The 24063-nt window shown below is 47.0% G+C and carries 19 protein-coding genes; 15 read left to right on the forward strand and 4 right to left on the reverse strand.

Translation table 11 applies throughout. The features are described from left to right. Nucleotides 1-52: 52 nt before the first annotated feature. Nucleotides 53-3199, forward strand: coding sequence for an ATP-binding protein (locus tag ACWA2B_RS07700; RefSeq protein WP_318627658.1), 3147 nt, complete (start codon nucleotides 53-55; stop codon nucleotides 3197-3199). Between the two features lie 156 nt (nucleotides 3200-3355). After that, entirely contained in the window at nucleotides 3356-4507 is a 1152-nt protein-coding gene (locus ACWA2B_RS07705; RefSeq protein ID WP_449291874.1) for a response regulator, read from the forward strand. Nucleotides 4508-4648: 141 nt separating this feature from the next. Here the strand turns inward: ACWA2B_RS07705 and rpoN are convergent, their stop codons facing one another. Further along, the gene (rpoN, locus tag ACWA2B_RS07710) at nucleotides 4649-5965 is read right to left on the reverse strand and encodes an RNA polymerase factor sigma-54 (protein ID WP_318627656.1); all 1317 of its coding nucleotides are present in this window, start codon (nucleotides 5963-5965) and stop codon (nucleotides 4649-4651) included. A gap of 254 nt (nucleotides 5966-6219) precedes the next feature. Between rpoN and ACWA2B_RS07715 the strand changes: the two genes are divergently transcribed. The 5 genes from ACWA2B_RS07715 (at nucleotide 6220) to manZ (ending at nucleotide 11780) form a co-directional block, all read left to right on the forward strand. Further along, the gene (locus tag ACWA2B_RS07715; protein WP_069010772.1) at nucleotides 6220-9012 is read left to right on the forward strand and encodes a sigma-54-dependent transcriptional regulator; all 2793 of its coding nucleotides are present in this window, start codon (nucleotides 6220-6222) and stop codon (nucleotides 9010-9012) included. A 201-nt stretch (nucleotides 9013-9213) separates the two neighbouring features. Continuing rightward, nucleotides 9214-9633 carry a PTS sugar transporter subunit IIA gene (locus tag ACWA2B_RS07720; protein ID WP_013369099.1) on the forward strand — a complete coding sequence of 140 codons (420 nt, stop codon included), beginning with the start codon at nucleotides 9214-9216 and terminating at the stop codon, nucleotides 9631-9633. Between the two features lie 2 nt (nucleotides 9634-9635). Next, nucleotides 9636-10124, forward strand: a complete 489-nt coding sequence (locus ACWA2B_RS07725) for a mannose/fructose/sorbose PTS transporter subunit IIB (RefSeq protein ID WP_013369100.1) — start codon at nucleotides 9636-9638, stop codon at nucleotides 10122-10124. Between the two features lie 31 nt (nucleotides 10125-10155). Continuing rightward, nucleotides 10156-10926: a PTS mannose/fructose/sorbose transporter subunit IIC gene (locus tag ACWA2B_RS07730; RefSeq protein ID WP_318627655.1), complete on the forward strand. Its 771-nt coding sequence runs from the start codon at nucleotides 10156-10158 to the stop codon at nucleotides 10924-10926. 11 nt (nucleotides 10927-10937) lie between these two features. Then, nucleotides 10938-11780 (forward strand): PTS mannose transporter subunit IID, encoded by an 843-nt coding sequence (gene manZ, locus ACWA2B_RS07735; protein ID WP_275041127.1) that lies wholly within the window; start codon nucleotides 10938-10940, stop codon nucleotides 11778-11780. A 731-nt stretch (nucleotides 11781-12511) separates the two neighbouring features. Here the strand turns inward: manZ and ACWA2B_RS07740 are convergent. Next, nucleotides 12512-14314, reverse strand: coding sequence for an alpha-glycosidase (locus ACWA2B_RS07740; protein WP_449291875.1), 1803 nt, complete (start codon nucleotides 14312-14314; stop codon nucleotides 12512-12514). A gap of 151 nt (nucleotides 14315-14465) precedes the next feature. Between ACWA2B_RS07740 and ACWA2B_RS07745 the strand changes: the two genes are divergently transcribed. From ACWA2B_RS07745 to ACWA2B_RS07765, 5 genes are read left to right on the forward strand one after another with little or no spacing between them, the layout of a single operon-like run. Then, the gene (locus ACWA2B_RS07745) at nucleotides 14466-15140 is read left to right on the forward strand and encodes a response regulator transcription factor (protein WP_029514713.1); all 675 of its coding nucleotides are present in this window, start codon (nucleotides 14466-14468) and stop codon (nucleotides 15138-15140) included. Continuing rightward, on the forward strand, nucleotides 15140-16570 hold the full coding sequence (locus ACWA2B_RS07750; protein WP_342434779.1) for a sensor histidine kinase: 1431 nt from the start codon (nucleotides 15140-15142) through the stop codon (nucleotides 16568-16570). Before ACWA2B_RS07745 ends, ACWA2B_RS07750 begins: the two co-directional genes overlap by 1 nt. A gap of 59 nt (nucleotides 16571-16629) precedes the next feature. After that, nucleotides 16630-17547, forward strand: a complete 918-nt coding sequence (locus tag ACWA2B_RS07755) for an ABC transporter ATP-binding protein (RefSeq protein WP_342434780.1) — start codon at nucleotides 16630-16632, stop codon at nucleotides 17545-17547. Beyond that, nucleotides 17544-18260 carry an ABC transporter permease gene (locus ACWA2B_RS07760; protein ID WP_029514716.1) on the forward strand — a complete coding sequence of 239 codons (717 nt, stop codon included), beginning with the start codon at nucleotides 17544-17546 and terminating at the stop codon, nucleotides 18258-18260. Before ACWA2B_RS07755 ends, ACWA2B_RS07760 begins: the two co-directional genes overlap by 4 nt. Then, nucleotides 18260-18988 (forward strand): ABC transporter permease, encoded by a 729-nt coding sequence (locus ACWA2B_RS07765; RefSeq protein ID WP_449291876.1) that lies wholly within the window; start codon nucleotides 18260-18262, stop codon nucleotides 18986-18988. The genes ACWA2B_RS07760 and ACWA2B_RS07765 overlap by 1 nt, the downstream gene beginning before the upstream one ends. Before the next feature lie 71 nt (nucleotides 18989-19059). On the opposite strand, the gene ACWA2B_RS07770 is transcribed toward ACWA2B_RS07765, so the two are convergent. Beyond that, nucleotides 19060-20016: an L-lactate dehydrogenase gene (locus tag ACWA2B_RS07770; RefSeq protein WP_029514718.1), complete on the reverse strand. Its 957-nt coding sequence runs from the start codon at nucleotides 20014-20016 to the stop codon at nucleotides 19060-19062. Between the two features lie 534 nt (nucleotides 20017-20550). Here ACWA2B_RS07770 and ACWA2B_RS07775 point away from each other — a divergent pair. The 3 genes from ACWA2B_RS07775 to ACWA2B_RS07785 all read left to right on the forward strand — a co-directional run bounded on the left by ACWA2B_RS07775 (nucleotide 20551) and on the right by ACWA2B_RS07785 (nucleotide 22344). Then, nucleotides 20551-21372 carry a MerR family transcriptional regulator gene (locus ACWA2B_RS07775; protein ID WP_029514719.1) on the forward strand — a complete coding sequence of 274 codons (822 nt, stop codon included), beginning with the start codon at nucleotides 20551-20553 and terminating at the stop codon, nucleotides 21370-21372. 139 nt (nucleotides 21373-21511) lie between these two features. Beyond that, nucleotides 21512-22078 (forward strand): RNA 2'-phosphotransferase, encoded by a 567-nt coding sequence (locus ACWA2B_RS07780; RefSeq protein WP_029514720.1) that lies wholly within the window; start codon nucleotides 21512-21514, stop codon nucleotides 22076-22078. 146 nt (nucleotides 22079-22224) lie between these two features. Beyond that, nucleotides 22225-22344 (forward strand): hypothetical protein, encoded by a 120-nt coding sequence (locus ACWA2B_RS07785; protein WP_013369112.1) that lies wholly within the window; start codon nucleotides 22225-22227, stop codon nucleotides 22342-22344. Nucleotides 22345-22506: 162 nt separating this feature from the next. Here ACWA2B_RS07785 and gntK read toward each other — a convergent pair whose 3' ends face one another. Then, nucleotides 22507-24054, reverse strand: a complete 1548-nt coding sequence (gene gntK, locus ACWA2B_RS07790; protein WP_318627651.1) for a gluconokinase — start codon at nucleotides 24052-24054, stop codon at nucleotides 22507-22509. Between the last annotated feature and the right edge of the window lie 9 nt (nucleotides 24055-24063).

A 24063-nucleotide genomic window follows, 5' to 3' on the forward strand; every position in this document is an offset into this window, starting at 1 on the left:
AATAGAATAACCGATACAAAAGATAGACGTTATTGAAAAGAGCGGAGGATTTATGAAAAAACAGGGTGTTTTATTTTTTATTATACTTCTGCTTGCGGTTGCGTTACCAGTGTATCCGTTAGTGTCGGGTGTTTTATCCGGAAACAGTCATTGGAAAGCTCATAACGGTATTATTGATTTGCGTAATTGGGACCCTCATAAGGAAGGCCCTGTACAGCTGGGAGGGGAGTGGGAATTTTACCCTAATCAGCTTGTGCAACCTTTATCCTTTCATGAAATGCAACAAGATAAGGATTGGGAAAGTCATCAGAGTTCTTCAGAGTTGGGGATGGAAACGAGATCTTCTGCCAAGATTGTGGATGTGCCAGGTAGATGGAATCAGTGGATGCCTAAGGGACAGGCGACCGGATATGGAACCTATCATATCCGTGTGCTGTTGCCTGAAAAAGCGGAAAATCTGTACGGCATCTATATGCAAAACATTCGCAGTGCCAGCCAAGTATGGATTGACGGAGAAAACGTCGGAGCGAGTGGTATTCCCTCTGTTTCTGCCGACAAGGGTAAGCAGGGCAATGTTCCCTATGTTGGGTTTGCATCGGTAGATGGACATTCGGCTGATATTACCGTGCATGTGGCTAATTATAGCTATTCCTCTGGTGGGATTATTTATCCACTGTTATTTGGGGATTACGAGAGTATTACGCATAGCCGGGAAGTTGCAATGGCAGAGGACACCGTACTGATCGCAGGATTTTTTATTCCTACCGTATTTTTTATCATGCTATACCTTTTGCGTAAAAAGGAGAAGGCATTACTTTACTTAGGATGCTTTTGCATCGCGGCTTTATTTTATATTCTGACACATGGAGAAAAGCTGCTGGTTTGGGGAATACCGGATTTACCTTATGAATGGGTACTGAAAATACAGTCGTTCTCGTCAACGCTGTTCTACTATTTTCTGATCCGCTATGTTCATCTTTCGACGCAGATTGTTATGAATCGGATCGTGCTGCGCTTCTATCATATTACAACCGCACTGATGCTGGGTATGGGGCTATTTTTGCCTACATTGGTACTCTCATCCTTTGAATTGTTTATTCTTCTTTTTGGTGTAGTCAGTGTGGGATACGTGTTACTAATCTTGATTCGTGGGCTTCTTCAACAGACGGATGACGCTGCACTGCTAGTCATTAGTATTATGAGCATTCTTATGATTGTAGTGACTAGTTTTGTGTATATTCTGGGCTGGGGAGATGTACGTGGGGTGACAGCCTATGAAATGCTCATATTCGTATTGGCTCAAACGCTGCTGCTGGCCAAACGTTTTGTACATTCGTTTATGGAGGTTGAGAACCTGTCACGACGATTGCTCACACTGGATGGGTTGAAAAACGAATTTCTGGCGAACACGTCACATGAACTGCGCACTCCTCTGCATGGAATTATTAATATCGCTCAATCCATGCTAGACCGCTACGGGACACAATTCAATGAGCCGCAAAAGCACAATTTGGCCTTGATTGCGAATGTAGGACGCAGACTTTCTTATTTAATTAACGATATTCTGGATTTTTCTAATTTGAAAAATGGCAGATTAGCCTTAAATCGTCGGCCTGTCAATGTACAGGCAGCTGTGAATTCCGTGCTGGAGGTATTGGGGCATACGGTGGGTAAGAAAAAGCTTCAATTCGTCAAAGAATGGCCCAGTTCGTTGCCCAAAGTAGATGCGGATGAGGATCGGCTGATTCAGATTTTATACAATTTGTTGGGTAATGCGGTGAAATTTACGGAGGAAGGCAAAATCGTAATCTCTGCCAAAGCGGGGACCCGTGAAATGGAAATCAGTATAAAGGATACCGGCTCCGGTATTGCCCAGGAGCATCTTTCGCATATATTTGAACCTTTTAACCGAGGGGCGAATGCTGAGGATGAAGGATACAGTGGGACAGGGCTTGGATTAGGCATAGTCCGTCGTCTGGTGGAACTGCATGGGGGTCATATCCGGGTAGAATCTAGATTAGGCAAGGGTTCGACCTTTTATTTTACACTGCCCTTGGCGCAGACCGGAACGTTGGGACATGAAGCTCAAAAAGATGTTTCGCCTGCGGTTATATTGCAGCCTGGCGTGACGTCGGGTCCGAATGTGATTCCGCATGAAGAGGACGCACTGGAGCGAGTCCAGACTGTTCCTTACAAAGTGCTGGCTGTAGATGACGACGAGGTTAACCTTCGGGTACTGGAGGAACTATTATATGCCACAGGTTGTAGCGTGGTGGCTGTGGATCATGCCGAGGAGGCACTTCACATGCTGAATGGCCGTACCCGATTTGACCTGGTCATTACGGACTGGATGATGCCGGAAATGTCCGGTATTGAGCTGTGCCGACGGATAAGGGAACGGTATTCCCTGTCCGAGCTACCGGTGTTGCTCCTGACGGCACGCGATCTGCCCGGCGATATCCGCGCAGGTTTTATGGCCGGAGCGAATGATTTTCTACGTAAGCCTGTTGATGCTGAGGAATTAAAAGCGCGTGTGCGCACGCTGCTGAACATGCGCCATTCAGCGGAGGAAGCGGTGCGTCTTGAAATGGCCTTTTTACAGGCACAAATCAAGCCGCATTTTCTGTACAATGCCTTGAATGTCATTGTTTCGACCGTAGCCGTAGACCCGGACAAAGCAGCGGAGCTGCTCATGGAGCTAAGCCAGTATTTGCGGGGGAGCTTTGATTTTCAGAACAGGGAGAATACGGTACCGTTATCCAAGGAGCTGGAATTGGTAGAATCGTATGTGGCACTGGAAAAAGCACGATTTGAAGAACGTTTGCAGGTAACCGTAGAGGTAGGGAGGAACATCCGGTCGCTCATCCCGCCGTTAAGTATTCAACCCATCGTGGAAAATGCGATACGGCATGGTGTGATGCAACGGGCAACAGGTGGAACCGTGCGAGTGGTTGTGCAGGAGGATGGAACCGATTTTGTGGTCAGCGTGACCGATGACGGCGTAGGGATTCCACCGGAGCGACTGGAACAACTGCTGTCGGATGATCATATATCTTCCAGCGTGGGACTGCGTAATATCCATCGCCGTCTTATCCATATGTATGGAGAAGGACTGCGGATTGAAAGTAATCCTATGCAAGGGACGACGGTAAGCTTCCGTGTGCCGGAAACGATTTCGCCCCGGAATACCGATGAATAAAAAAAGTACAGTACATTCGTCGGAAAAGCTAATGTCACGCCCGCGACGATACGATATATAAAATATAAGAAATTAAAATTCGTAAGGATAAAGCAGATAGCATGTAGATAGAGCATCATGATGGATGGTTGCAGCAGGAAGGGAGCACGGACACAAATGAAGGCGATTTTGATTGATGATGAGAGGTCGGCATTAACCTACTTGGAACGGTTGCTGGAGACGGACGGACGGTTAACGGTAATGGGGAAATATACGTCTGCACAAGCGGGGCTGGATCATCTGGCGTCAGAACGTGCGGATATTGTTTTTATAGATATCGGAATGCCAGAGATGAACGGTCTGGAGGCCGCCGAGTGGATTCAACAGCTGGATTCCCATATTCATATCGTCTTTGTGACCGCGTACTCGGAATATGCTATTGAAGCGTTCGAGCTGCAAGCACTGGATTACTTGTTAAAGCCTGTTCATGCCCGGCGGCTATCCAAAACGATAGATCGGATTGCAGCCACGCTGGCTGATTTCCGTTCCTCCAGCTTGGGAGTTGCAGCAGAGCAATCCCCCAAGGTACGTTGTTTTCAAAAGCTTGAAATTTTGGAGGTTGGACAGGAAGCCGTAGGAGCGAAACCACTCAAATGGCGCACGTTAAAGTCACAGGAGCTATTTTCCTTTTTACTACACCATGAAGGGGAATGGGTGAGCAAAGAACAATTGCTGGATGCGCTGTGGCCTGAATATCATTTGGACAAGGCTGTTGTTCACCTGCACACGTCCATTTACCAAATTCGCAAGGCGTTGAAAGAACGGATGCAAGATACAAAACTAGAATACAATCTGGATCGCTACCGCTTGAACCGCAATGGCTGGATTACAGATGTGGAGCTCTTCGAGCGGGGAATATCCGAATGGGCTGCATCCGGTAGCGGCGGTACGCCGCGTATTGATAGCCTGTTGGCTCTATACCGTGGCAACTACCTGGAGGAGCACGATTACCCGTGGGCGTATGCAAAAAGGGAGAAGCTGCGCAGTATGTATCTGGCATGTGCTTCTGAGCTGGCGAGAGAAGAGCTTCGCTCAGGTCGTACCCGGCAGTCTGTTCAGCGCTTGCTCAGCCTACAGCAGCGGGAGCCGTACTCAGACGATATCTGCAGTCTGCTGCTGACCGCCTATGCCCAACTGGGCGATTATACCGCTGCGCAAAAGCATTATGAAAGCTTCGTCAGAATATTGGAAGATGAGTTGGGTATTGAACCGCAGCAGGTGACGCACCAGTTGTACGTGCAATTGAAAACACAGACGCTACCTGCGTAAACGGCTGTACTGGCTCAGGTCGTATGAATAGGCCAACCAGAGATTACTGGTTGGCCTATTCTATTGGAGATTCTACGAGGGAGGCAGCCGGGAGAATGTGATAGCGCTGCTTTTTAGTTTTCACAACCGCTTGCTGAAGCTTTAATACACTTTTCTCCTGGTGGAGGATAAATACCCCAATTCTTCACGGTATTTGGCTACCGTTCTGCGTGACAGCTCTAGTCCTTCCTTTGCCATCAGCTCTGTGATTGCCTGATCTGAAAATGGTTTTTGCTTCTCTTCACTGTCGATGATCTGCTTTATCCGCATTTTTGCGCTCTCTGATGAAGTAGCATCCCCGTCTTTCGATCCTAGGGCGGAGGTGAAGAAATATTTGAGTTCAAACAATCCACGGGGCGTCTGCATGTATTTATTACTGACCGCCCGGCTGATCGTGGATTCATGCAGGCCGGTTATTCCAGCAATCTCCTTTTGGGTCATCGATTTCAGATGATAAACGCCATGCTCAAAAAATTCCCGTTGCCTATCAACAATAGCCTGGGCCACACGCATCAGGGTCAGGCGGCGCTGCTCAAGGCTATGAATAAGCCATAATGCTGTATTCATCTTCTCACGAAGAAATCGTTTCTCTTCCTCCATCGCCGGCTTTCGAAGCATACTTTGGTAAAAAGGATTAATCCCGACGCGTGGGACTGTGATATCATTAACTGTCACAACGTAGTCGTTTTTGGATTTCTCCACTGAGATATCTGCTATATGATACTGGCGTTCATATGGAGCAAATGCCGCTCCCGGACAAGGATTCAGCTTGCGTATCTGATCGATCATTTGTTGTACCATGTGAATGTCGATCCCTAGAGCATCCGCGATTTTTTGTATGCGGTTACATGAAAGATTGACCATGTGATGTCGCACGATTTCTTCCAGGTAAACATCATCATTCCCGGCATATCGCAGCTGCAAAAGAAGACATTCCTCCAGACTGCGGGCAGCGATTCCTGCCGGTTCAAAGCCTTGGATCAGGGCAAGTATATTTTCAACCTCATCGGTGGGGACGTCAAGTATTCCGGCAGCTGTATTTACATCCAGCTCAAGGTAGCCTTTTTCATTTAAATTCCCAATTAGAAACATGCCAATCATCTGTTGTAGTTTGGATAGCCCGCGGACCATCCCAAGCTGCGCTTTGAGATGTCTATATAAATTATCTGCGGGATTAGAGACAAAGTCCAGAAGGTCTACCGGATTATCATTTTTTCGTAGCGAATATTCTTCTTCTGTGTTGATTCTTTCGATGGACATATCGATCTCTGCCAAGTCAATGATCGGATTTTCATTTGCTTGCTCATGAAGATATGACATCAGATCGACCGAAGAATATTGAAGAATCGTGATGGCTTGTCGTAATTCTGGAGTCATAGCCAGCCTGAATGTTTGCTCTTGCTGTAATCCGTAGCGCATTATTTTATCTCAGCTCCTTACTGGGAAACAAAAATAACTTTTTATGCAGCTTATTCGTGAAGCTTATGCAATTATACTGCCAACCTTTGATCTTGGAAAAGAAGTGAATGGAATGGGCTGAATTTGAGTTTTGGATAGATTCAATAAAAAGGGTATCAGATTAATGATTAACTTGTCAGTTTATTTTCTTGTAGAGGATTATTTCTTTTTTTATATACTAATTAAATAAGAACTAGTCAGCATGGGGGAATACCGTGAAACGAATTGATGAGATCTTAGAGTATATTGCCAATGGGACAAAGAAACTGTCGGTAGAGGCCTTGCAGGACGGCGGTGGAATTACGGCTGCGGAAATAGCCGATCAACAGAATATGTTAAGAAATAATGTAAGCAAGGAGCTTAATAGCCTACTTCGCGCCGACTTGATTATTAAAATCAAGGGGAGACCCGTCAAGTTTTTGCACAAGCAGGTGATCGAGGAGACCTTTCGGGTTCAGCTTAAAGAGAAACAAATCCAAGTCAACAGTATTCATGAAATATTGCTGCCTGGAGAGCAAGTGGATCCGTTTCACGCCTTAATTGGTTTCATGGGGAGTATGAGGAACCAGGTTGAGCAGGGAAAAGCGGCAATATTATACCCGCCGAAGGGCCTACATACGCTGATTGTGGGACAGACTGGCGTTGGAAAAACAATGTTCGCTAGGTTGATGTATAATTATGGGAAATATATGAAGCGCTTTTCAGAGCAAGCACCGTTTATCGTATTTAACTGCGCTGATTATTACAATAACCCTCAGCTGCTACTTTCCCACATTTTTGGTCATGTAAAAGGAGCATTTACCGGGGCTGATCGGGAGAAAGAGGGACTGGTCGAGAAAGCGGATGGGGGCATTCTGTTTTTGGATGAGATTCATCGGCTGCCCCCAGAAGGCCAAGAAATGATATTTTATTTCATGGACACGAACAGTTACAACAAATTGGGCGAGTCGGAGCGCAAGCGGGAAGCGAATGTGCTGCTCATCGGCGCTACGACCGAAGATCCCGGTTCTTCCATGCTGAAAACCTTTATCAGACGGATACCGATTACGATCAACATTCCTTCCTTGCAAGAGCGAACTGTTGAAGAGAGGTTTTTGATCCTGAAGCATCTCTTTGCAAACGAAGCCCATCGTGTGAACAAGCCTATTAGGGTTGAATTGGAAACTGTAAAAGCACTGATTGGCAGCGTAACCTATGGAAATATCGGTCAGTTGAAATCGAACATTCAGCTTGTGTGTGCCAAAGGATTTTTGAACAGCATACATGAAAATAAGGAAGAGATTGAACTTGATTTTAAAATTTTGCCCGGAAATATCAAGGAAGGTCTATTTAATATGGGGAAGAACCGCAAGGAGATTGCCGAAATGGAGATGGTCAACTCCTCGCTGTATATTACTCCTGAAGGCAGCAAAGGAATGGATGAAGTAGACGCTTTTGAACTGCCGTTCAACTTGTACAAATTGATTGAAGACAAGATAGGGATGCTCAAAGAAGAAGGACTCGACGACAGTTTTATCAATAAGTTTATTACTACAGATGTCAATATTCACATCAAAAGCTTCTATAACCGATTTTATAACATCAAAGGGGGAAGGGAACGGATCCTTAAGATCGTAGGCAGAAATATCCTAGAGTTCGCTGAACAGGTGCAAGAGATGGCTCAAAAAGAATTGAACAGAAATTACAGCGACAGGTTTGTTTATGCCTTCAGTCTTCATTTAAGTGCTTTTTTAAAGCGAATCCGGGAGAAAAAATATGTCAGTAAACAAATCTATGAACCGATGAATGATCAGGATGAAGAATACAGACTGGCACTCATTATCAAGGATTTGATCGAGTCCAAGTTTGAAGTCAGCGTACCCGATGCCGAGACCACCTATGTGGCGATTCTTCTGAAATCGGTAGAAGAGGAGCACCAGGGAAATGTGGGAATCATCGTAGCTGCACATGGCAACAGTACGGCAAGCAGTGTCGTTAGCGTTGTCGACAGCCTGCTGGGGAGCTCAAATATTTGCGCAGTAGACATGCCTTTGGATGTTAGCCCCAGAGAAATCCTGGAAGTTATTGTGGAAAAAGTGAAGGACATTGACAATGGCAGAGGCGTATTGCTGCTGGTTGATATGGGCTCCTTGCTCAATCTTGAAGCAACCATTATGGAACGTGTCGGGATTAAGGTGAAGACTATCGATATGGTTTCAACCCCGCTTGTGTTGGAGGCTGTGCGAAAGGCCAGTATTTTTGATATGAATATAGAGGAAATTTATCAATCTTTGAAGGATTTTCGTGGATATAACACTGGAAATGCTGGAGTGAAAGCGGAAAAGACCAGTAATAAGGTAATCGTGACGGTCTGTTCCTCCGGCAAAGGTGCCGCCGCCAAGCTAAAGGAGTTTGTAGAGAAGGTTGTTTATGACTTAACCGAAGAGAAAATAGTTGTTGTACCGGCAAAGGTCAGGGAATTGGATAAAGTGGTGAAGGATTTACGGGCCAAGCATACGCTTCTTGCGGTGATTGGGGTTAAGCGGCCAAGCGAGCTCAATGTACCGTTTATCCCTTTGGAAAAACTGATCGAGGCAAGCGGTGAACAGGCATTAAGAGAATTGTTGCTCAACAATCAGTTGCCTGTTATGCATGAACACGGAAGCGTGATCGTAAGAGATCTATGTGAGGATACGCTAAAGGAGTTTATGACTTATTTGAATCCTCACAAAATTTTGGGGATTTTGATGAAATTTATCGAGCAGCTGGAACAGGAACTGGAGGCTGATTTCCATTATGCAAAGAAGGTTCAGCTTGCTGTTCATACGGCTCATGCGCTGGAACGAATGGTCATTGGAGAAGGGCTAGTGTATCAGGAGGATGTATCCTTGCTTGACCAACGATTAATCGATGTGGTGAACCGTTCCTGCAATATATTTGCCTCCAGTATTAACATTAAGCTGACTAATGATGAAAAATATTATATTTGCGAAATCCTAAGCGAAGTATATAACTGTATCCCCAAGTAGTGGCGCAAGTGTATAAAACGATGCTGGATGTGTATTAATCATGCGGATAAGGATAATAAGTAGTTGGTGAGAAAAGGCCAAATTCCCGGAGCAGCCGAGGGTTTGGTCTTTTTTTTTTGATAGTTAATCGCATCATACAGAATCTTGGCATGAGACTTGCATATAAGTATAGGCGAAGGATGCAAGGAGGGGGTGAAACAAATGATAGGTGTTATTGTTGGCACTCATGGAAAATTTTCTGAAGAGATCCTAAGATCCACGGAAATGATTTTTGGCCATCTGGAAAATGTGGTGGGTGTAACGTTTGAACCAGGTGAAAGTGTTAACGGACTTGTTGAGAAGTACAAAGCGGCCTTGGAAACAATTGATTGGACGGACGGATTGATTTTTCTCGTCGATTTGTTTGGTGGCAGTCCCTATAATGCGGCCAGTAGGATTGTGGCCAGGTATGAAAAAATGGACATTGTAACAGGGGTGAACCTGCCAATGATCGTAGACCTGCTGACTAATAGAGGGCTGGAGAACGTGGAGAATCTAAGTGATCTGGCCATCCGTGCGGGTCAGGATTCAATGAAGTCTTTTCGTGTCATCCGGGACATACAAACAGAGGAGGAATTATAGGTATGGAAATATCATTTGTTCGTATTGATGACCGTCTAATTCATGGTCAGGTGGCTACTGTGTGGGTGAAGGAAACGAAGTGTAACAAAATTATCGCCGTCAGCAATGAGGTCGCTGCGGATACGCTGCGCAAAACCTTATTGTTACAAGTGGCACCGCCGGGGATTAAAGCTTATGTTGTCACGATTGCGAAAGCGATTGAAGCTTATAACAATCCTAAATATAACGATTTCAAGACCTTGTTCCTGTTTACCAATCCCACGGATGTACTGCGGGTTGTAGAAGGTGGGGTACCGTTTACATCGGTAAATGTAGGTGGAATGTGCTTCAAAGAAGGCAAAACACAAATTACCGGAGCAGTGTCCGTAGACAAGCAGGATGTAGAGGCATTTTATAAATTGCACGAAAAGGGGATAGAACTGGAGATTAGAAAAGTGGCCAGTGATCCTAAAATTAATTTGATTAACAAGCTCCAAAATGTCCAGTTTTAACAACACGTACGCATAAGAGAGGGGGTCAAACATGAGTGTTTTTGAAATCGTAATGGTCACGCTGGTTGCAGCCATTTGCGGAATGGGCAGTGTTTTGGATGAAGGACAGACTCATCGTCCTATAGTTGCGTGTACACTGATCGGTCTGGTCCTGGGAGATCTCAAAACCGGTATTATTCTAGGCGGTACGCTGGAATTGTTGGCTTTGGGCTGGATGAATGTCGGAGCGTCCATGGCTCCGGATGCGGCTTTGGCCAGTGTAGTCTCAACCATATTGGTTATTGTCGGGCACCAATCGATCGGTGCGGGAATTGCCGTTGCGATTCCGATTGCGGCTGGCGGACAAGTGTTAACTATCTTTGTTAGAACGATTACCGTGTTCTTTCAGCATCTGGCAGATAAATATGCCGAATCTTCAAATTTCAAAGGAATTGAATTATGTCACTTCATAGCCCTCCTTCTTCAGGGATTACGTGTCGCTTTGCCTGCCGTATTGGTGGCTATTGCAGCAGAAACCGGTCTAGTTACGACTTTGCTGGATGCCATCCCGGAGGTCATTACAAAAGGGCTGCAAATTGCAGGGGGATTCATCGTCGTTGTAGGATATGCCATGGTTATTAACATGATGGCAGCCAAATATCTGATGCCTTTCTTTTTCTTGGGCTTTGTCATCGCGGCATTTACAAGCATCAATCTGGTTGGCTTTGGAATCATGGGAGCGGTTCTGGCTCTGCTGTATATCCAGCTCAATCCTAAATATAGCCAGCTCAAAGATCAAGTGGGTGAAATTGAAGAGCTCTAAAGAAATTCTTAATGAAAGAGTGGGGTACTATGGAAGAAAAAAAGTTGACCAAAAGCGATTTAAACAAAATGTTTTTCCGTTCATGGTTCCTGCTGGGCTCGTTTAACTTTGAGCGTATGCAGTCGATTGGTTTTTGTGTCACCTTGATTCCGGCAATCAAGCGGTTATACAGCAAGAAGGAAGACCAAAAAGAAGCACTAAAGCGGCATTTGGAGTTTTTTAATACTCAACCGTTTATCTCTGCACCGATTATGGGGGTAACGGCCGCTATGGAGGAGCAGAAAGCCAATGGCCAGCCGATTGATAATGCTACCATAAGTGGTGTGAAAGTTGGCTTAATGGGACCTTTGGCTGGAGTAGGAGACCCTATTTTCTGGGGAACATTACGCCCCGTTCTGGCTGCATTAGGAGCTTCCATTGCGTTGTCCGGAAGCGTTATCGGGCCTGTCCTATTTTTCTTGCTTTTTAATGTTATTCGCCTGGCCACTAAGTGGTACGGACTGAAATACGGCTACAAAAAAGGGACGGAGATTGTGTCCGACATGTCCGGAAACCGACTGCAAAAGCTTACGGAATCGGCCTCCATCCTGGGACTATTTGTTATGGGCGCCCTCGTATCCAAATGGACTACTCTGAATATACCACTCGAAGTATCCCGATATACCCGTTCGGATGGAGTAGAGGTTGTTACGACGATACAGATGATTCTGGATCAATTGATACCTGGTCTGTTACCTCTCTTGCTGACTTTTTTATGCATGAGACTGCTCAAAAAGAAAGTAAATGCTATAGCTCTGATTTTTGCTTTATTCGCAATAGGAATTATTGGATACGCTCTTGGTGTATTGGCTTAAGCCAATTTGTAAAGTGATCCGGTCAAGCAGCCGTCTCTGACCGGCAACCTGCCGCTTAACTTGTAAACGCTTTAAATTTTACGGATTAAAATATTCAATTATCTACAAGCGAATCTGCTAGCGTTCAACGATAGTCATGAAAGGCTGCTGGCTTGTTGATAGCTGATATAAGCAATGATTCTATATCATTAATCATTACAGGCTCAATGATGGTTTTAAAGCCACATTGAGCCTGTAAAAGCAGGTTCCGCTCTTTTGCTGTTAGTATGTTCGTTGCAATTTCTTGGAGGAGCTTGCCAGCTCGGGTACTAATAGCCTCTTTTCTCTATGATCTGATATTCGCCGAGACCTGTTTTCTTCAGCGGCATATGCATATAGCATATCTCTCCACAGTTAGGTCATATTGAGAGGTTTATGAAGCCATGAAGACTTAAGGAGGCCACTGCATTAGGAAAAAGGAGACGAACTGGCTTTAAGGGCAAAAGAATTAGGGTGGACGTTAGACAATCTTCTTCAGCTCAAACAGGGCAAGGTGGTAACCCCATTTCAATCAATGCTTCGGATGTTGGGGTAGTAAGAACAGATGTTAAAAACAAATAATCGACTTGGATAGAAGCTCATATTCAACGTAAAAAGACCACCAGGAACAAGTTAACTATCTTGTTCCTGGTGGTTTCGCTTTTTTTGCCGTATTCGGCAGGTACTTTCATCAGCATCCGCGTCTATATAGCCTATGCCTTGCTTTGCGTCTTGTTGTCGACTTCTTTTGCAGAGTTGATTGATCGCACAGGCGTTGCCTTCAGCACAACATATCCGTAAGGAGGAAGCTCGGCATGCAGTCCCTTCGGTCCTACGGACCACTGGCTTTCGCCAAAGGCTAATTGCCATTCCTGCTCAGGAATGTCCAATTCAAAAACGTGATCCTCATCGGAACGATTGAGCAGCACGAGCAGCACTTCTTCCCCGCTGCGGCGCTCGTAGGCAAGTGAGGCACCCTCCGGCTGTGCCTCCAGGAAAGTGATGCCTCCTTGATCACGGAGGACCGGGTGCCCCTTACGAAGCGCAATCAGCTCGCGGTAAAAGTCGAACAGCTCGTGGTCCTGCTTATCGGCATCCCACTCCATGCACTGGCGGCAGCCTGGATCGGCATCTCCATCCAGGCCGATCTCATCGCCGTAAAAAATGCAGGGTGCGCCCATATACGTGAACTGGAACAAAGCAGCCAGCCGCATCAGTCGCTTGTCGCCCCCGCACAGCGTCAGTAGGCGCGGTGTATCATGGCTATCCAGCAGATTGAAAGCAACCTCGGATGCTTGCTGTGGATAGCGGGCCAGCTGTCGTCCGATGGCGTAGGCAAAGCTTTGGGCATCGGTCACTTTTTTGACGAAAAAATCATTCACCGCGTAGGTGAACGGATAATTCATCGTTGCATCGAATTGGTCCCCCTGAAGCCATTCAGACGATTCATTCCACATTTCACCCAAAATGTACGCATCCGGATTGGCCTGCTTGACCGTAGTGCGGAATTCCCGCCAAAAGGCGTGGTCCACCTCGTCTGCCACATCCAACCGCCAACCATCGATGCCGATTTCTTCGATCCAGTGCTTTGCCACATCCAGCAGGTACTTTTTTACCTCAGGATGTTCGGTGTTCAGCTTGGGCATCATCGGTTCCAGCCCGAATGTATCGTACGTCGGTATGCCATCCACCACTTTCAGGGGAAAGCTATGTACATGGAACCAGTCCTTGTAAGGCGAGGCATCGCCTTTTTCCTGGACGTCGACGAACGGTTTAAAAGTACGCCCTGAATGGTTGAACACCGCATCAAGCAGCACCCGAATTCCTCGATCGTGGCAGGCATCGACCAGTTTTTTCAATGTCTTTTTGTCCCCGAAATGTGGGTCCACCTCCATATAATCCTCTGTATCATATTTATGATTGGTCGTCGCCTTGAAGACAGGAGTCATATATATGGCGTTAATTCCCAGCTCGTTCAGGTGGTCCAGGTGATCCAGAATCCCCTGTAGATCGCCACCGAAAAAATTGTCTCTTTGTGGGGTTCCACCCCATGTCTCTGCACCTTCTGGGCTGATGGAGGGGTCACCGTTCGCAAAGCGTTCCGGGAAAATCTGATAAAATACCGCATCCTTCACCCATGCGGGTGGCTTCAGAATATCAATCGGGTTCAAAAACGGATATTGGAACAGTTTATCTGCATTTTCGGGTTCTTGGGTAGTAAAGTCGTCCTCGTTCATCCAAATACGTTCCTCACCGTCTTCTAGCAAAAATCCATATTTCAGCCGACGGTGAGTAGGTTTTATACTGCACTCATAGTAATCAAACCTGCCATCAGTAGCGAATTTGGACATCGGGACAAGCTGTCGGGTGCGGTCCCAATCGTATTTATCTCCGGTGAGAGCATGAACGGTGTTCAGGTCATTTTTCTTCGCACGTAGCCGTAGAAATATCGTTTCATCATTATAACCAAAAGCCCAATTGCGTTTCGGGTGATGGTATATAGCTTCCAGCAGCATCGGGTAGGCCTCCTTTTTTCATAAGCATTCAAATTTGAAAATGTGAAGCGTATGTCGTATAAGATAGTTATTAACCTTTTTAAGTGGGTTATGTACCATAAATGCTATAATGCCCATTACATAAAAGAAAAACGATAAGTAGGTGCTCATGATGAAAACAAATGTGTTATACATCGAAGATGACCAGGATATCGGTGCTTGGACGCATCAGTATTTGGAAGAGCGGAATTACGCTGTAGTATGGCTTCGCAGCGGGGATGGGGCTGTGGAGGCAGCCCGTACGTGCCAACTCGTGATTTTGGATGTGATGTTACCTGGTCTGGATGGATTCACCATAGGGAAACGGCTCAAGAAAGAGTACCCGGAGCTTCCCATTCTCATGTTGTCTGCTCGTACCTCCATAGACGATAAACTGCAAGGACTGGATTTCGCTGACGATTATGTAACCAAGCCCTTTCACCCGGACGAGCTCATAGCACGTATGGAGATTTTGCTGCGCCGATCAGGAACCGTGCCTGAAGAATCCTTACAACTGGGGCATCTCTCTGTGTTCTCTCCTGATAACCGTATTGTGAACCGTGATACCGGGGAGGAAATTACACTGACAGGCAAGCAATATCACATTTTTGCTTATTTACTGCGGCATTTGGGCCAGATTATGACGAAAGAGCAAATGTATGAAGCGGTATGGGGAGATCCATATATCGACGGAGACAAAACTTTAATGGTTCACATCCGACACCTGCGCGAAAAGCTGGAGATTGATCCTGCGACACCTCGCATCATTGAGACGATCCGTGGTGTAGGATATCGGGTGAAAGCATAATGAACAGGACGCGCAAGGGTTGGAGGAGGTTGCATCCCAGCTCTAAGCCGGATCAGGGAGGTCGGTTTCGCAGTTCACTGTTGTTCCGTTATCTGGTCATCATTGTGGTTGCTATGATGCTGTTGCCCATTGTGTTGCCTGCTACAGCCTTGATATATAGCGTGTTATTCAATTGGGGGGCGGGGTCCAAGCCTAAAAACGCTTACTATCCCTCTGCTACCCATACCGAAAATAGCTGGCATCGCGAAGCTGTAGCCTTGAAGGGAGCCACACCAGAGCAAATCTCAGTCCATCTGCGCAAAATACAACAAGATATGTTCCCTAAATCCCAAATATTTTGGGTGGATACCGCAGGGTTAACTAGGTTGGAGTTACCGACCCAACCTAACCTGCCAAAACAATGGAACGCTGCGCAGGCTATAGCTTTTATGAAGCAAGCAAGCTATGAGGGGCCGTTTACGGTAGTAGCCTTTATTGGCGGGGGCAAGAATGATGTAAATCAGGGCTATATGGTATTAAAAGTGCCTCGTTCGTTCTTTGAACAGCCACCTACTGATAGTAGTATGTTGATGTACTATTTCTTTTTTATTGTATTGATTTTGGGCGCTTTTATATCCGTATCTCTTCTGTTTTTTGGAGACATTCGGCGTAGACTGTTGCAGCTTCAGGCCGCCATGTCGCAGCGAGGAGAGGACGGCTTGCCTATTCTTGTTGCCACTGGACGCCCGGATGAAATCGGCAAGCTGGAAGAAGCATTTAATCAGATGGTCGAGCAGTTGGCAGAGAGTCGGGGACGTGAGCGTCAGGAGGAAGAGCTACGGAAGAGACTGGTCGCGGATCTGTCACACGATATTCGGACGCCGCTTACGGTCGTGCGTAGCCATCTGTATACACTAGATGGTGAAAATCTCAGCAGCAGAGGGAAACAGTCGATTACACTAATGGAAAACAAGCTAAAGGACCTTGGGAGTCTGATCGACAACTTGCTGACCTATAATCTCCTATCCAGTGGCAAATACACCATGAATAACACACCGCGTGATATCCTGCGACTGGTGCGTGAGTGTGCGGCCAGCTGGTACCCGGTGTGGGAAAAAGAAGGCTTTGAAGTGGATATCGACCTGCCTGAGCATAGTATGGTGTGGAATGTCGATGAGCAAGGCTTCCGCCGTTTGCTGGACAATCTCTTTCAAAATGTAGTTCGCCATGCTGCCTCAGGCCGATATATTGGTGTTCAAGTCCAGAAGGATAATGGGACAGAGGCATTGGTTATCACAGATAAAGGGCCTGGTATGGAGCAACAGTCCAGTGAAAAAGGAGCCGGGATTGGTTTAGCGATTACAGAACTGCTGGCTCGTGAAATGAATTTGGAGAGGGAGATTTTCAGTTCATCAGCCGGGACCCGAATCCGTTTTTTAAACAAAACTTAAACTCAGAGTTCCCTTGGCTTTAAACTTGGCACGTTACGATAGGTGTCGAGGTGAGGAACTTGAACGAATACATTATTGAAACGAACAGTCTCAGCAAAATATACAAAGGCCGCGCGGCGGTTAATCAGCTGGACCTGAAAATAGCTCGGGGAGATATTTACGGATTTCTGGGTCCAAATGGAGCAGGGAAAACGACAACGATCCGCATGCTGCTTGGACTTATTCGCCAAACTCGAGGAACGATCCGTATATTCGGCAAAGATATTCGCAGACATAAGCTTGATATTTTGCGTAAAGTCGGCTCGTTGGTGGAGTATCCTTCGTATTATGGTCATTTGAACGCCATTGAAAATCTGGAGGCCATTCGCCGTATTTTGAATGTACCCAAGCAAAACATTGCGGAAGTGTTAGAGGTCGTCCGACTGACCAAGCATGCCAAACGTCCAGTCAAAGGCTACTCGCTGGGCATGAAGCAGAGACTTGGTATTGCAGCAGCCCTGCTTGGGAATCCAGAAGTGCTCATTTTGGATGAGCCTACGAATGGTTTGGACCCGGAGGGTATTCAGGAAATGCGCACATTGATTCAGGCGATGCCCAAGCAACGGGGGATCACCGTACTGGTATCCAGCCATCTGTTGAGCGAGGTAGAGCATATGGCGAATACCGTAGGTATTATTCGTGAAGGAGAGCTGGTCTTTCAAAACACGATTCATAATCTCCGTCAGGAATCCGCGGGCGGAATTCGGATCGTCGTGTCGGAACCGGAAGCAGCCCAATTGATTGCGCGTGAGCAGGGCTACCATTCGGTGAAGGACGGATCGGCGCTGGAGTTCGAGAACATGAATGATGCGGCTGTTGCGCTGCTGGTCAGAAGATTGGTCGAAAATACGCATGCCGTATACCGTGTGGAGGAACGCCGCAAATCGCTGGAGGATATGTTCATGCAGGTGGTGGGCAAAGGAGGGGCTTCCTTATGATGCTGCGAGCACTCACGGCGGATCTGCTCAAAGCACGCAGAAAGGGAATCTGGTTCTTGGTGTTCCTCGGTCCCCTTGGGCTGGTGGCCATGCAGGCGCTCAACTTTGGACTTCGATATGACTATCTGATTCCGCGTAACAAGGGTCATCTGTGGGAAGTTTTGATGGATAACATCGCTCTTTTTGTACCCCTTGCGCTGGTGCTAGGAGCTACTATGGTGGCTTCCATGTTGGCGAATGTGGAGCATACATCTAACTCATGGAAGCAGTTGCTGGCCTTGCCGATTTCCAAATTCAGCGTCTATATGGCCAAGCTGACGTTGGCGATTGGGATGCTGTGTGTGTCCTGTCTACTCCTGACGGTAGGGACTTGGGTGTTGGGAATGATCCTTGGCTTCGGGGGAGAACCTGCACCCGTAGGAGAACTGCTACGACTCGGGTTTTGGCCCTTGGGCGGCACGCTGCCTATGCTTGTACTATTGTTGTGGTTAACGGTCACGTTCCATAATCAGGCGCTGCCTGTAACACTGGGCATTACGTTAGGCATCGGCAGCTTGTTTGCTTCACAGCTGTCCGAATGGTTTCCATTGGCCTGGCCTCAATTCGCCTGGGTTGCACCTCAAGCGTGGATGTTTGCGTCCGTCGGGTGCGGAACGGGTATGCTTCTCAGCCTGCTGACAGCGGCCCATTTTAGCCGAAAGGATGTGGCGTAATGTTCGGAGGATATGCACGGTTACTTTCTGTTGAACGGTTGAAAATGGCGAAATCGCCCGTCTGGCTGCTCGCGCTCGTCAGCCCGGCGATTGCCGTCCTGATTGGTTTGCTGGCGAATCCGGGAGGGAACTGGCTGTTGCTGTTGTCAGCCATGCTTACAGTTCATGCGCTGCTGTTCCTGCCGATGCTGACGGCCGTGTTTGGGTCTCTGGTCTGCCGTTTCGAGCATGGGGGCGGCGGCTGGAAGCAGCTGATGTCATTGCCATTGTTCCGCACCAGTCTGTACGCAGCTAAGCTGACTATCATTATGGCCTTGGTCGGATTGACCCAGCTACTGTTCGGGGGAGCGTTGCTGAGTGTTGGAGCTGTGCAGGGGATGAACGGACCGATTCCTTGGGCTGTGATCGCTCAAAGTCTGCTCGCAGGCTGGGTGGCCTGCCTGCCGCTGGCTGCGTTGCAGTTGATGGTATCCTTCTTGTGGTCCAGCTTTGCCGCACCGCTTGCGTTGAATTTTGTGTTCACCGTGCCGAATATTCTGGTCGCCAATTCTCAAACCTACGGTCCGTACTATCCATGGACACAGCCTTTATTGGCGATGATGCCGAGTGGAAGAGACAACTTTGGGGCGTTCATGGTGCCAACTGATACACTATTGACGGTTATAATGGGCAGCTTTGTCGTATTTACGTTGGCGGGACTGACGGTATTTCGTTATAAAGAGATATAGGGCGAAATACGGGGATTGCAAAAACTCCTTATCCTCAATGAGGGTAAGGAGTTTTTTTCTGTGCTATTGGTTTACACTAAGTCTGAAATGGCACGGATATTATTGCTGATAAAGTGGCAAGAGGCGTCGAACTTCGCTTGTTCCTCTGGACTTAGTTCCAACTCGATGACCTCTTGAATTCCTCCGCTGCCGATAATCGCTGGAACGCCCGTGCAGACATCGGTGTGCCCGTACTCGCCGTCCAATACAGCAGAGACCGCTATAATTTTACCATCATCATTTAAAATGGAACGGGTAATGTATGCCAGAGCATTGGCAATACCAAAATAAGTGGCGCCTTTGCGGGTGAAGATTTCCCAGCCTGCATCCCTGGTTTTACGGGCAATGTCGTCCAGATCGACGTGGCTGAATCGTTCCTTATGCTGCCGTAAAATGTGTAAAAGCGGCTTACCGCCAATCGTTACGTGTGACCAGGCAACGAATTGGGATTCGCCATGCTCGCCAAGAGCATATCCTTGTACGCTGCGCGGATCTATGGAAAACACCTCAGAAAGCAACGTCTTGAGCCGGGACGAGTCGATAGAGGTGCCCGTGCCGATCACCTTGTTGCGCGGCAGACCGGATATACTTTGTACCATATACGTTACAATGTCGACAGGATTAGCGGCAATGACGAATATACCGTCGAAGCCACCCTCCATAATCGCTGTTACAATCTCTCTGGTGATAAGCACTGCGTCGTCCAGTACAGACAGGCGGTCTTGACCTGGTCTAGGGTTGGCTCCAGCCGTTATAATCACCACGTCCATATCCGTGCAGTCTGCATACGTGCCTGCACGTACCTTAGTGCGTGTGGACGTAAACTCCATACAATGGGACAGATCCAGTGCATGGGCCAAAGCCCGATCATACGTGCGGTCAATCATCATGATTTCATCACAAATGGACTGATTAACCATTGAGTAGGCACAGCTCGAACCGACCATTCCCGCGCCGACAATAGCTACTTTCCTTGCCTTCCCCTTCATCTATGTTGCCTCCTCGTTCCAGCGAACGTTAATATGCTACAAATTATGCCTGAAATCCATTTTACGTTACATAACATAACATATTGCTGATCTTTTGAAAATATCCATTTTTTTGTCTCCATTCCGGAAAATTAAAAATGAACTGTGAAAGAGGTGTCTTTCTGCGATTAATTGTAGAATCAACGTAAATTATCAATACTTTTACTGGAAGGTAGGAGATTGCATTTCAATTTATATTTAAGGTGACCGCTGTATAAATTATAACATGAACTATGTTGATGGAAGGAATAGTGCCATAGGAATTATAAAAGTATGACATTTATGTGACGCTCTTTAAAGAGTCTTTAGTGTACATAGAACGAAGTATTCTCTGCAATGTCGTTTCTTGTATTTCTACAAAGATTCCGTTATGACAAAGGTTCTTAGCAGTCTGCAATATTAGAACATTTTTGCCAAAGGGTTTCCAATGGATTTCGCGAATTCTACATATACAAGCTTATTTCTTTCCATACCATCCGGGGAGGTAATGATTAAATGGAAGAAATCAAATCGACGACGGAAGCAGCAAAACAGTTGGGAATCGGGGCGAGTACCCTTCGTAAATATGCAGCGGCGCTGGAGGAGCAGGGGTATGTGTTTCAGCGTTCCGCGAATCAATCAAGAATGTTCAGTGCTGAGGATGTTGAGTGCTTGAAGGTGATGCGGAGGGCGTTGCGTGAGCAGCATATGACGATGGAGCAGGCGGTTCAGGTGGTGCTTGAGAGAGTGACCGCTCCCTTTCCAATGGAGGATGAGGAATTCCGCTTGCCACCCATCTCGGATGCTGAGTCACTGACCGCAACCTGGGAAGAAATAATGGCGGCGGCTGAAGGCAGGGAAGAGACGGTCATGCAGGCTCAAGTCGCTGCTACGGTTGAACTGACAGAGTTACAGGATGAAATGAATGCTCAGACACTGTCAGAAGAACCCATGCAGCTACAGTTGCAGGAAGAGTTCCAGACTTTGGCATCAACTATTGAGTATAGATTGAAGCAAGCGCCTGTATCTGTACAAACACAGGAGTCCGTAGAGCCACAAGAACTGGCGCAGATGCAGGACATGGTGCAAAACGCTTTGTTGGAAATGCGGAGCCGTTTGGAGGAACTGGAAGCAGAGCACAGCCGTTTGGTGGAAAAGAATATCAACTTGTCTAACCAACTGGAGGATCAAAAACGCTGGATGAAAGAAAAGATCGACGAGGAACGGGATCGGCAGTTAATTACGAATTTGCGTACCTACCAGGGCAGACAACGAAAATCGCGCAGTTCGTTGTTGTCCTGGCTTGGTCTGACACCACGCAGACGCAGAGAGGCATAACTAGCATCTTTTCTGATAAAGACCATCAGACCTTCCCGGTTCTGATGGTCTTTTAGCGTATAAAGAAGAAATAAGAGGAATCCTTAATTTTATGTAGAAATATCTTTTGATCTACTATATTAAAGGAAGGAGAAATTCAATGAAGAAACAAAAGGAAGATATGAAGCTAAGTAAAATAATGAGCAAAATGCTGCGACACAAACCCGAGGAATCCGGGCTAAAGTTAGACATTACAGACGGCTCTTGTACTGTGGAACACTTACTTCAAATCATTCAAAGCTTGCCAGGCTGGTCAGGTGTAAAGCAGACTGATATTGAGCGGATCGTGCGCAATTCAGATAAGCAGCGTTTTGAAATCCATAACGGTAGAATCAGAGCTAGATATGGACATAGCTATCAAAAGATAGAGTATACTCCCGGGAATCCACCAGATGTACTATACCATGGTACGAATAAGCAAGCATTGCCATTTATTATGGCGGATGGTTTAGATCCTGTTGGCAGAAAGTATGTACATTTATCTGAAAGCACTAACTTTGCAGCATTAGCAGGGAGCCGAAGAGGTGAATTGGTCATGCTCAAGGTAAACACGATTAAAGCAAGAGAAGAGGGAATCGCATTTTATTATGCAGGGCATGAGGTGTGGCTTGCTGAGTGGATTCCTTGGGACTTGTGCAGTATTGATGATGAAGAGAGCAACACTTGAGGGGTTCTATAATTTTGAGGTTAATACATAATGCTAGTCTCCAAAATAAACAGGCATTCGCCGTAAAAATGGGGGAATGCCCCCCTTACGCATTTGACCAGGTCTACATACAATGATCCTGTAAATGAGCGAAGGGAGTGTTGTAAATGAGTCATATGTGCGGAGTAGGCGGTATGGGTTGCGGCGTAGGCGCATGGACCTCTGTAGGAGCGATTCTGGTTCTGTTTATTTTGTTGGTGATCATCTCTAAAACCCTGTTTCTGTAATTTCGGTCTTGGCCGATTTCCTGTAAAATGCACGAATGCTGCTCTACGTGACGAAGGGCGCACAACAATAAAGCGAAGACCCTTGATGAGAAGGGTCTTCGCTTTACAAGTTTAAGGGCCTATGGCTTCGCTGCTGTAACTCCATTCGGTTTACCTTGTAACTCAAGACTGTAGGGACTTGGCTTGAAATTCCGCAATATCCTTGAATTCTTCTTCGAATTTACGTGAAATGCGAATATAAATCGGCAGTAAATCGCGATAAATATCCACGTGTTCTGCTACCGGTTTGTGCTGGTGAGTGGTACCAATCATACCAGACACAGCATCCAGCGAATCAATCCGTCCCAGTGCGTACAAGCCTAGAATAGCTGCACCCAGACATGAGCTTTCCAGACTTTCGGGAATAATGACTTCCTGATCAAATATATCTGCCATGAGCTGTCTCCATAGCTCCGAGCGTGCAAATCCACCCGTGGCGTGAATGACTGACGGTCTGTCGATGACTTCTTCCATGGCGAGCATGACGGTATACAAATTGAACAGCACACCCTCCAGAGCGGCGCGAATCATATGCTCTTTTTTGTGACGCAGGGACAGACCGAAGAAGGAGCCGCGAGCATTCGGGTCCCATAGGGGCGCACGTTCACCGGATAAGTACGGAAGAAAGAGCAGACCGTCGGAGCCAGGACGTACCTGTTCCGCAATTTGGGTCAGCACATGATATGGATCAAGTCCCAGTCGTTTGGCCGTTTCCACTTCGGAGGCTGCAAATTCATCCCGGATCCAGCGGAAGACTATACCTCCGTTGTTCACCGGGCCGCCGATGACCCACAGCTTTTCGGTCAAGGCGTAACAGAAAAAGCGCCCTTTGGCATCCGTGAGCGGCTTATCAACTACGGTGCGGATGGCTCCGCTGGTGCCGATGGTAACAGCGACAACTCCAGGCTTGATCGCATTCACACCGAGGTTGGACAAGACACCGTCGCTGGCCCCGATCACAAAAGGAGTCGTCTTCAGTAGGCCCATGTCATGTGCATAGGTCTCATCCAGCCCTTTGAGCACATGAGTTGTCGGCACCAGCTCGGATAGCTGCTCCTTCGTCACACCTGCAATATGCAGCGCTTCCTCGTCCCAGTTCAACTGCTGCAAATTCATGAGTCCGGTTGCAGAGGCAATCGAGTGGTCCACGACATATTGGTGGAATAACCGGGCAAAAACGTACTCCTTAATGGAAATGAATTTGTACGTCTGGGTCGCAACATCTGGTAAATCCCGTGTAATCCACATTAGTTTTGTGAGCGGTGACATAGGATGAATAGGCGTTCCGGTACGTAAGTAAATATCGTGTCCGTTGTATTCATGTTTGAGCGCTTCGGCCCATTTGGCGCTGCGGTTATCTGCCCAAGTGATAGAGGCGGTCAGCGGTTTTCCATTCTTATCCACCGCCAGTACACTGTGCATGGCCGAACTGAAGGAGACGAACAGCACATGCTCAGCTGACACTCCGCTTTGTTTCATGACCTCTTGCACCGTCGTCACAACAGCTTTGAAAATATCTTCCGGATCTTGTTCTGCCGCATCCGGCTCAGGTGTATGGAGCGGATAACCCACATGGTGCTGGGCGGCAATATTGCCGTTTTCTTCGAAAAGAACTGCTTTGGTACTGGTCGTACCGATATCGACGCCGATCATATATCGGGTGTCTGTCATATTCAATCT

This window comes from Paenibacillus sp. CMM36, from assembly GCF_053570945.1.

Excerpts from the sequence above, each read along its gene's own strand:
- ACWA2B_RS07705 (WP_449291874.1), top strand. The coding sequence starts at position 3,356 with ATGAAGGCGATTTTGATTGATGATGAGAGGTCGGCATTAACCTACTTG.
- ACWA2B_RS07720 (WP_013369099.1), top strand. The coding sequence starts at position 9,214 with ATGATAGGTGTTATTGTTGGCACTCATGGAAAATTTTCTGAAGAGATC.
- ACWA2B_RS07740 (WP_449291875.1), bottom strand. The coding sequence starts at position 14,314 with ATGCTGCTGGAAGCTATATACCATCACCCGAAACGCAATTGGGCTTTT.
- ACWA2B_RS07700 (WP_318627658.1), top strand. The coding sequence starts at position 53 with ATGAAAAAACAGGGTGTTTTATTTTTTATTATACTTCTGCTTGCGGTT.
- ACWA2B_RS07725 (WP_013369100.1), top strand. The coding sequence starts at position 9,636 with ATGGAAATATCATTTGTTCGTATTGATGACCGTCTAATTCATGGTCAG.
- manZ (WP_275041127.1), top strand. The coding sequence starts at position 10,938 with ATGAAAGAGTGGGGTACTATGGAAGAAAAAAAGTTGACCAAAAGCGAT.
- ACWA2B_RS07760 (WP_029514716.1), top strand. The coding sequence starts at position 17,544 with ATGATGCTGCGAGCACTCACGGCGGATCTGCTCAAAGCACGCAGAAAG.
- ACWA2B_RS07750 (WP_342434779.1), top strand. The coding sequence starts at position 15,140 with ATGAACAGGACGCGCAAGGGTTGGAGGAGGTTGCATCCCAGCTCTAAG.
- ACWA2B_RS07780 (WP_029514720.1), top strand. The coding sequence starts at position 21,512 with ATGAAGAAACAAAAGGAAGATATGAAGCTAAGTAAAATAATGAGCAAA.
- ACWA2B_RS07770 (WP_029514718.1), bottom strand. The coding sequence starts at position 20,016 with ATGAAGGGGAAGGCAAGGAAAGTAGCTATTGTCGGCGCGGGAATGGTC.
- ACWA2B_RS07785 (WP_013369112.1), top strand. The coding sequence starts at position 22,225 with ATGAGTCATATGTGCGGAGTAGGCGGTATGGGTTGCGGCGTAGGCGCA.
- ACWA2B_RS07775 (WP_029514719.1), top strand. The coding sequence starts at position 20,551 with ATGGAAGAAATCAAATCGACGACGGAAGCAGCAAAACAGTTGGGAATC.
- ACWA2B_RS07765 (WP_449291876.1), top strand. The coding sequence starts at position 18,260 with ATGTTCGGAGGATATGCACGGTTACTTTCTGTTGAACGGTTGAAAATG.
- ACWA2B_RS07745 (WP_029514713.1), top strand. The coding sequence starts at position 14,466 with ATGAAAACAAATGTGTTATACATCGAAGATGACCAGGATATCGGTGCT.
- ACWA2B_RS07730 (WP_318627655.1), top strand. The coding sequence starts at position 10,156 with ATGAGTGTTTTTGAAATCGTAATGGTCACGCTGGTTGCAGCCATTTGC.
- rpoN (WP_318627656.1), bottom strand. The coding sequence starts at position 5,965 with ATGCGCTACGGATTACAGCAAGAGCAAACATTCAGGCTGGCTATGACT.
- gntK (WP_318627651.1), bottom strand. The coding sequence starts at position 24,054 with ATGACAGACACCCGATATATGATCGGCGTCGATATCGGTACGACCAGT.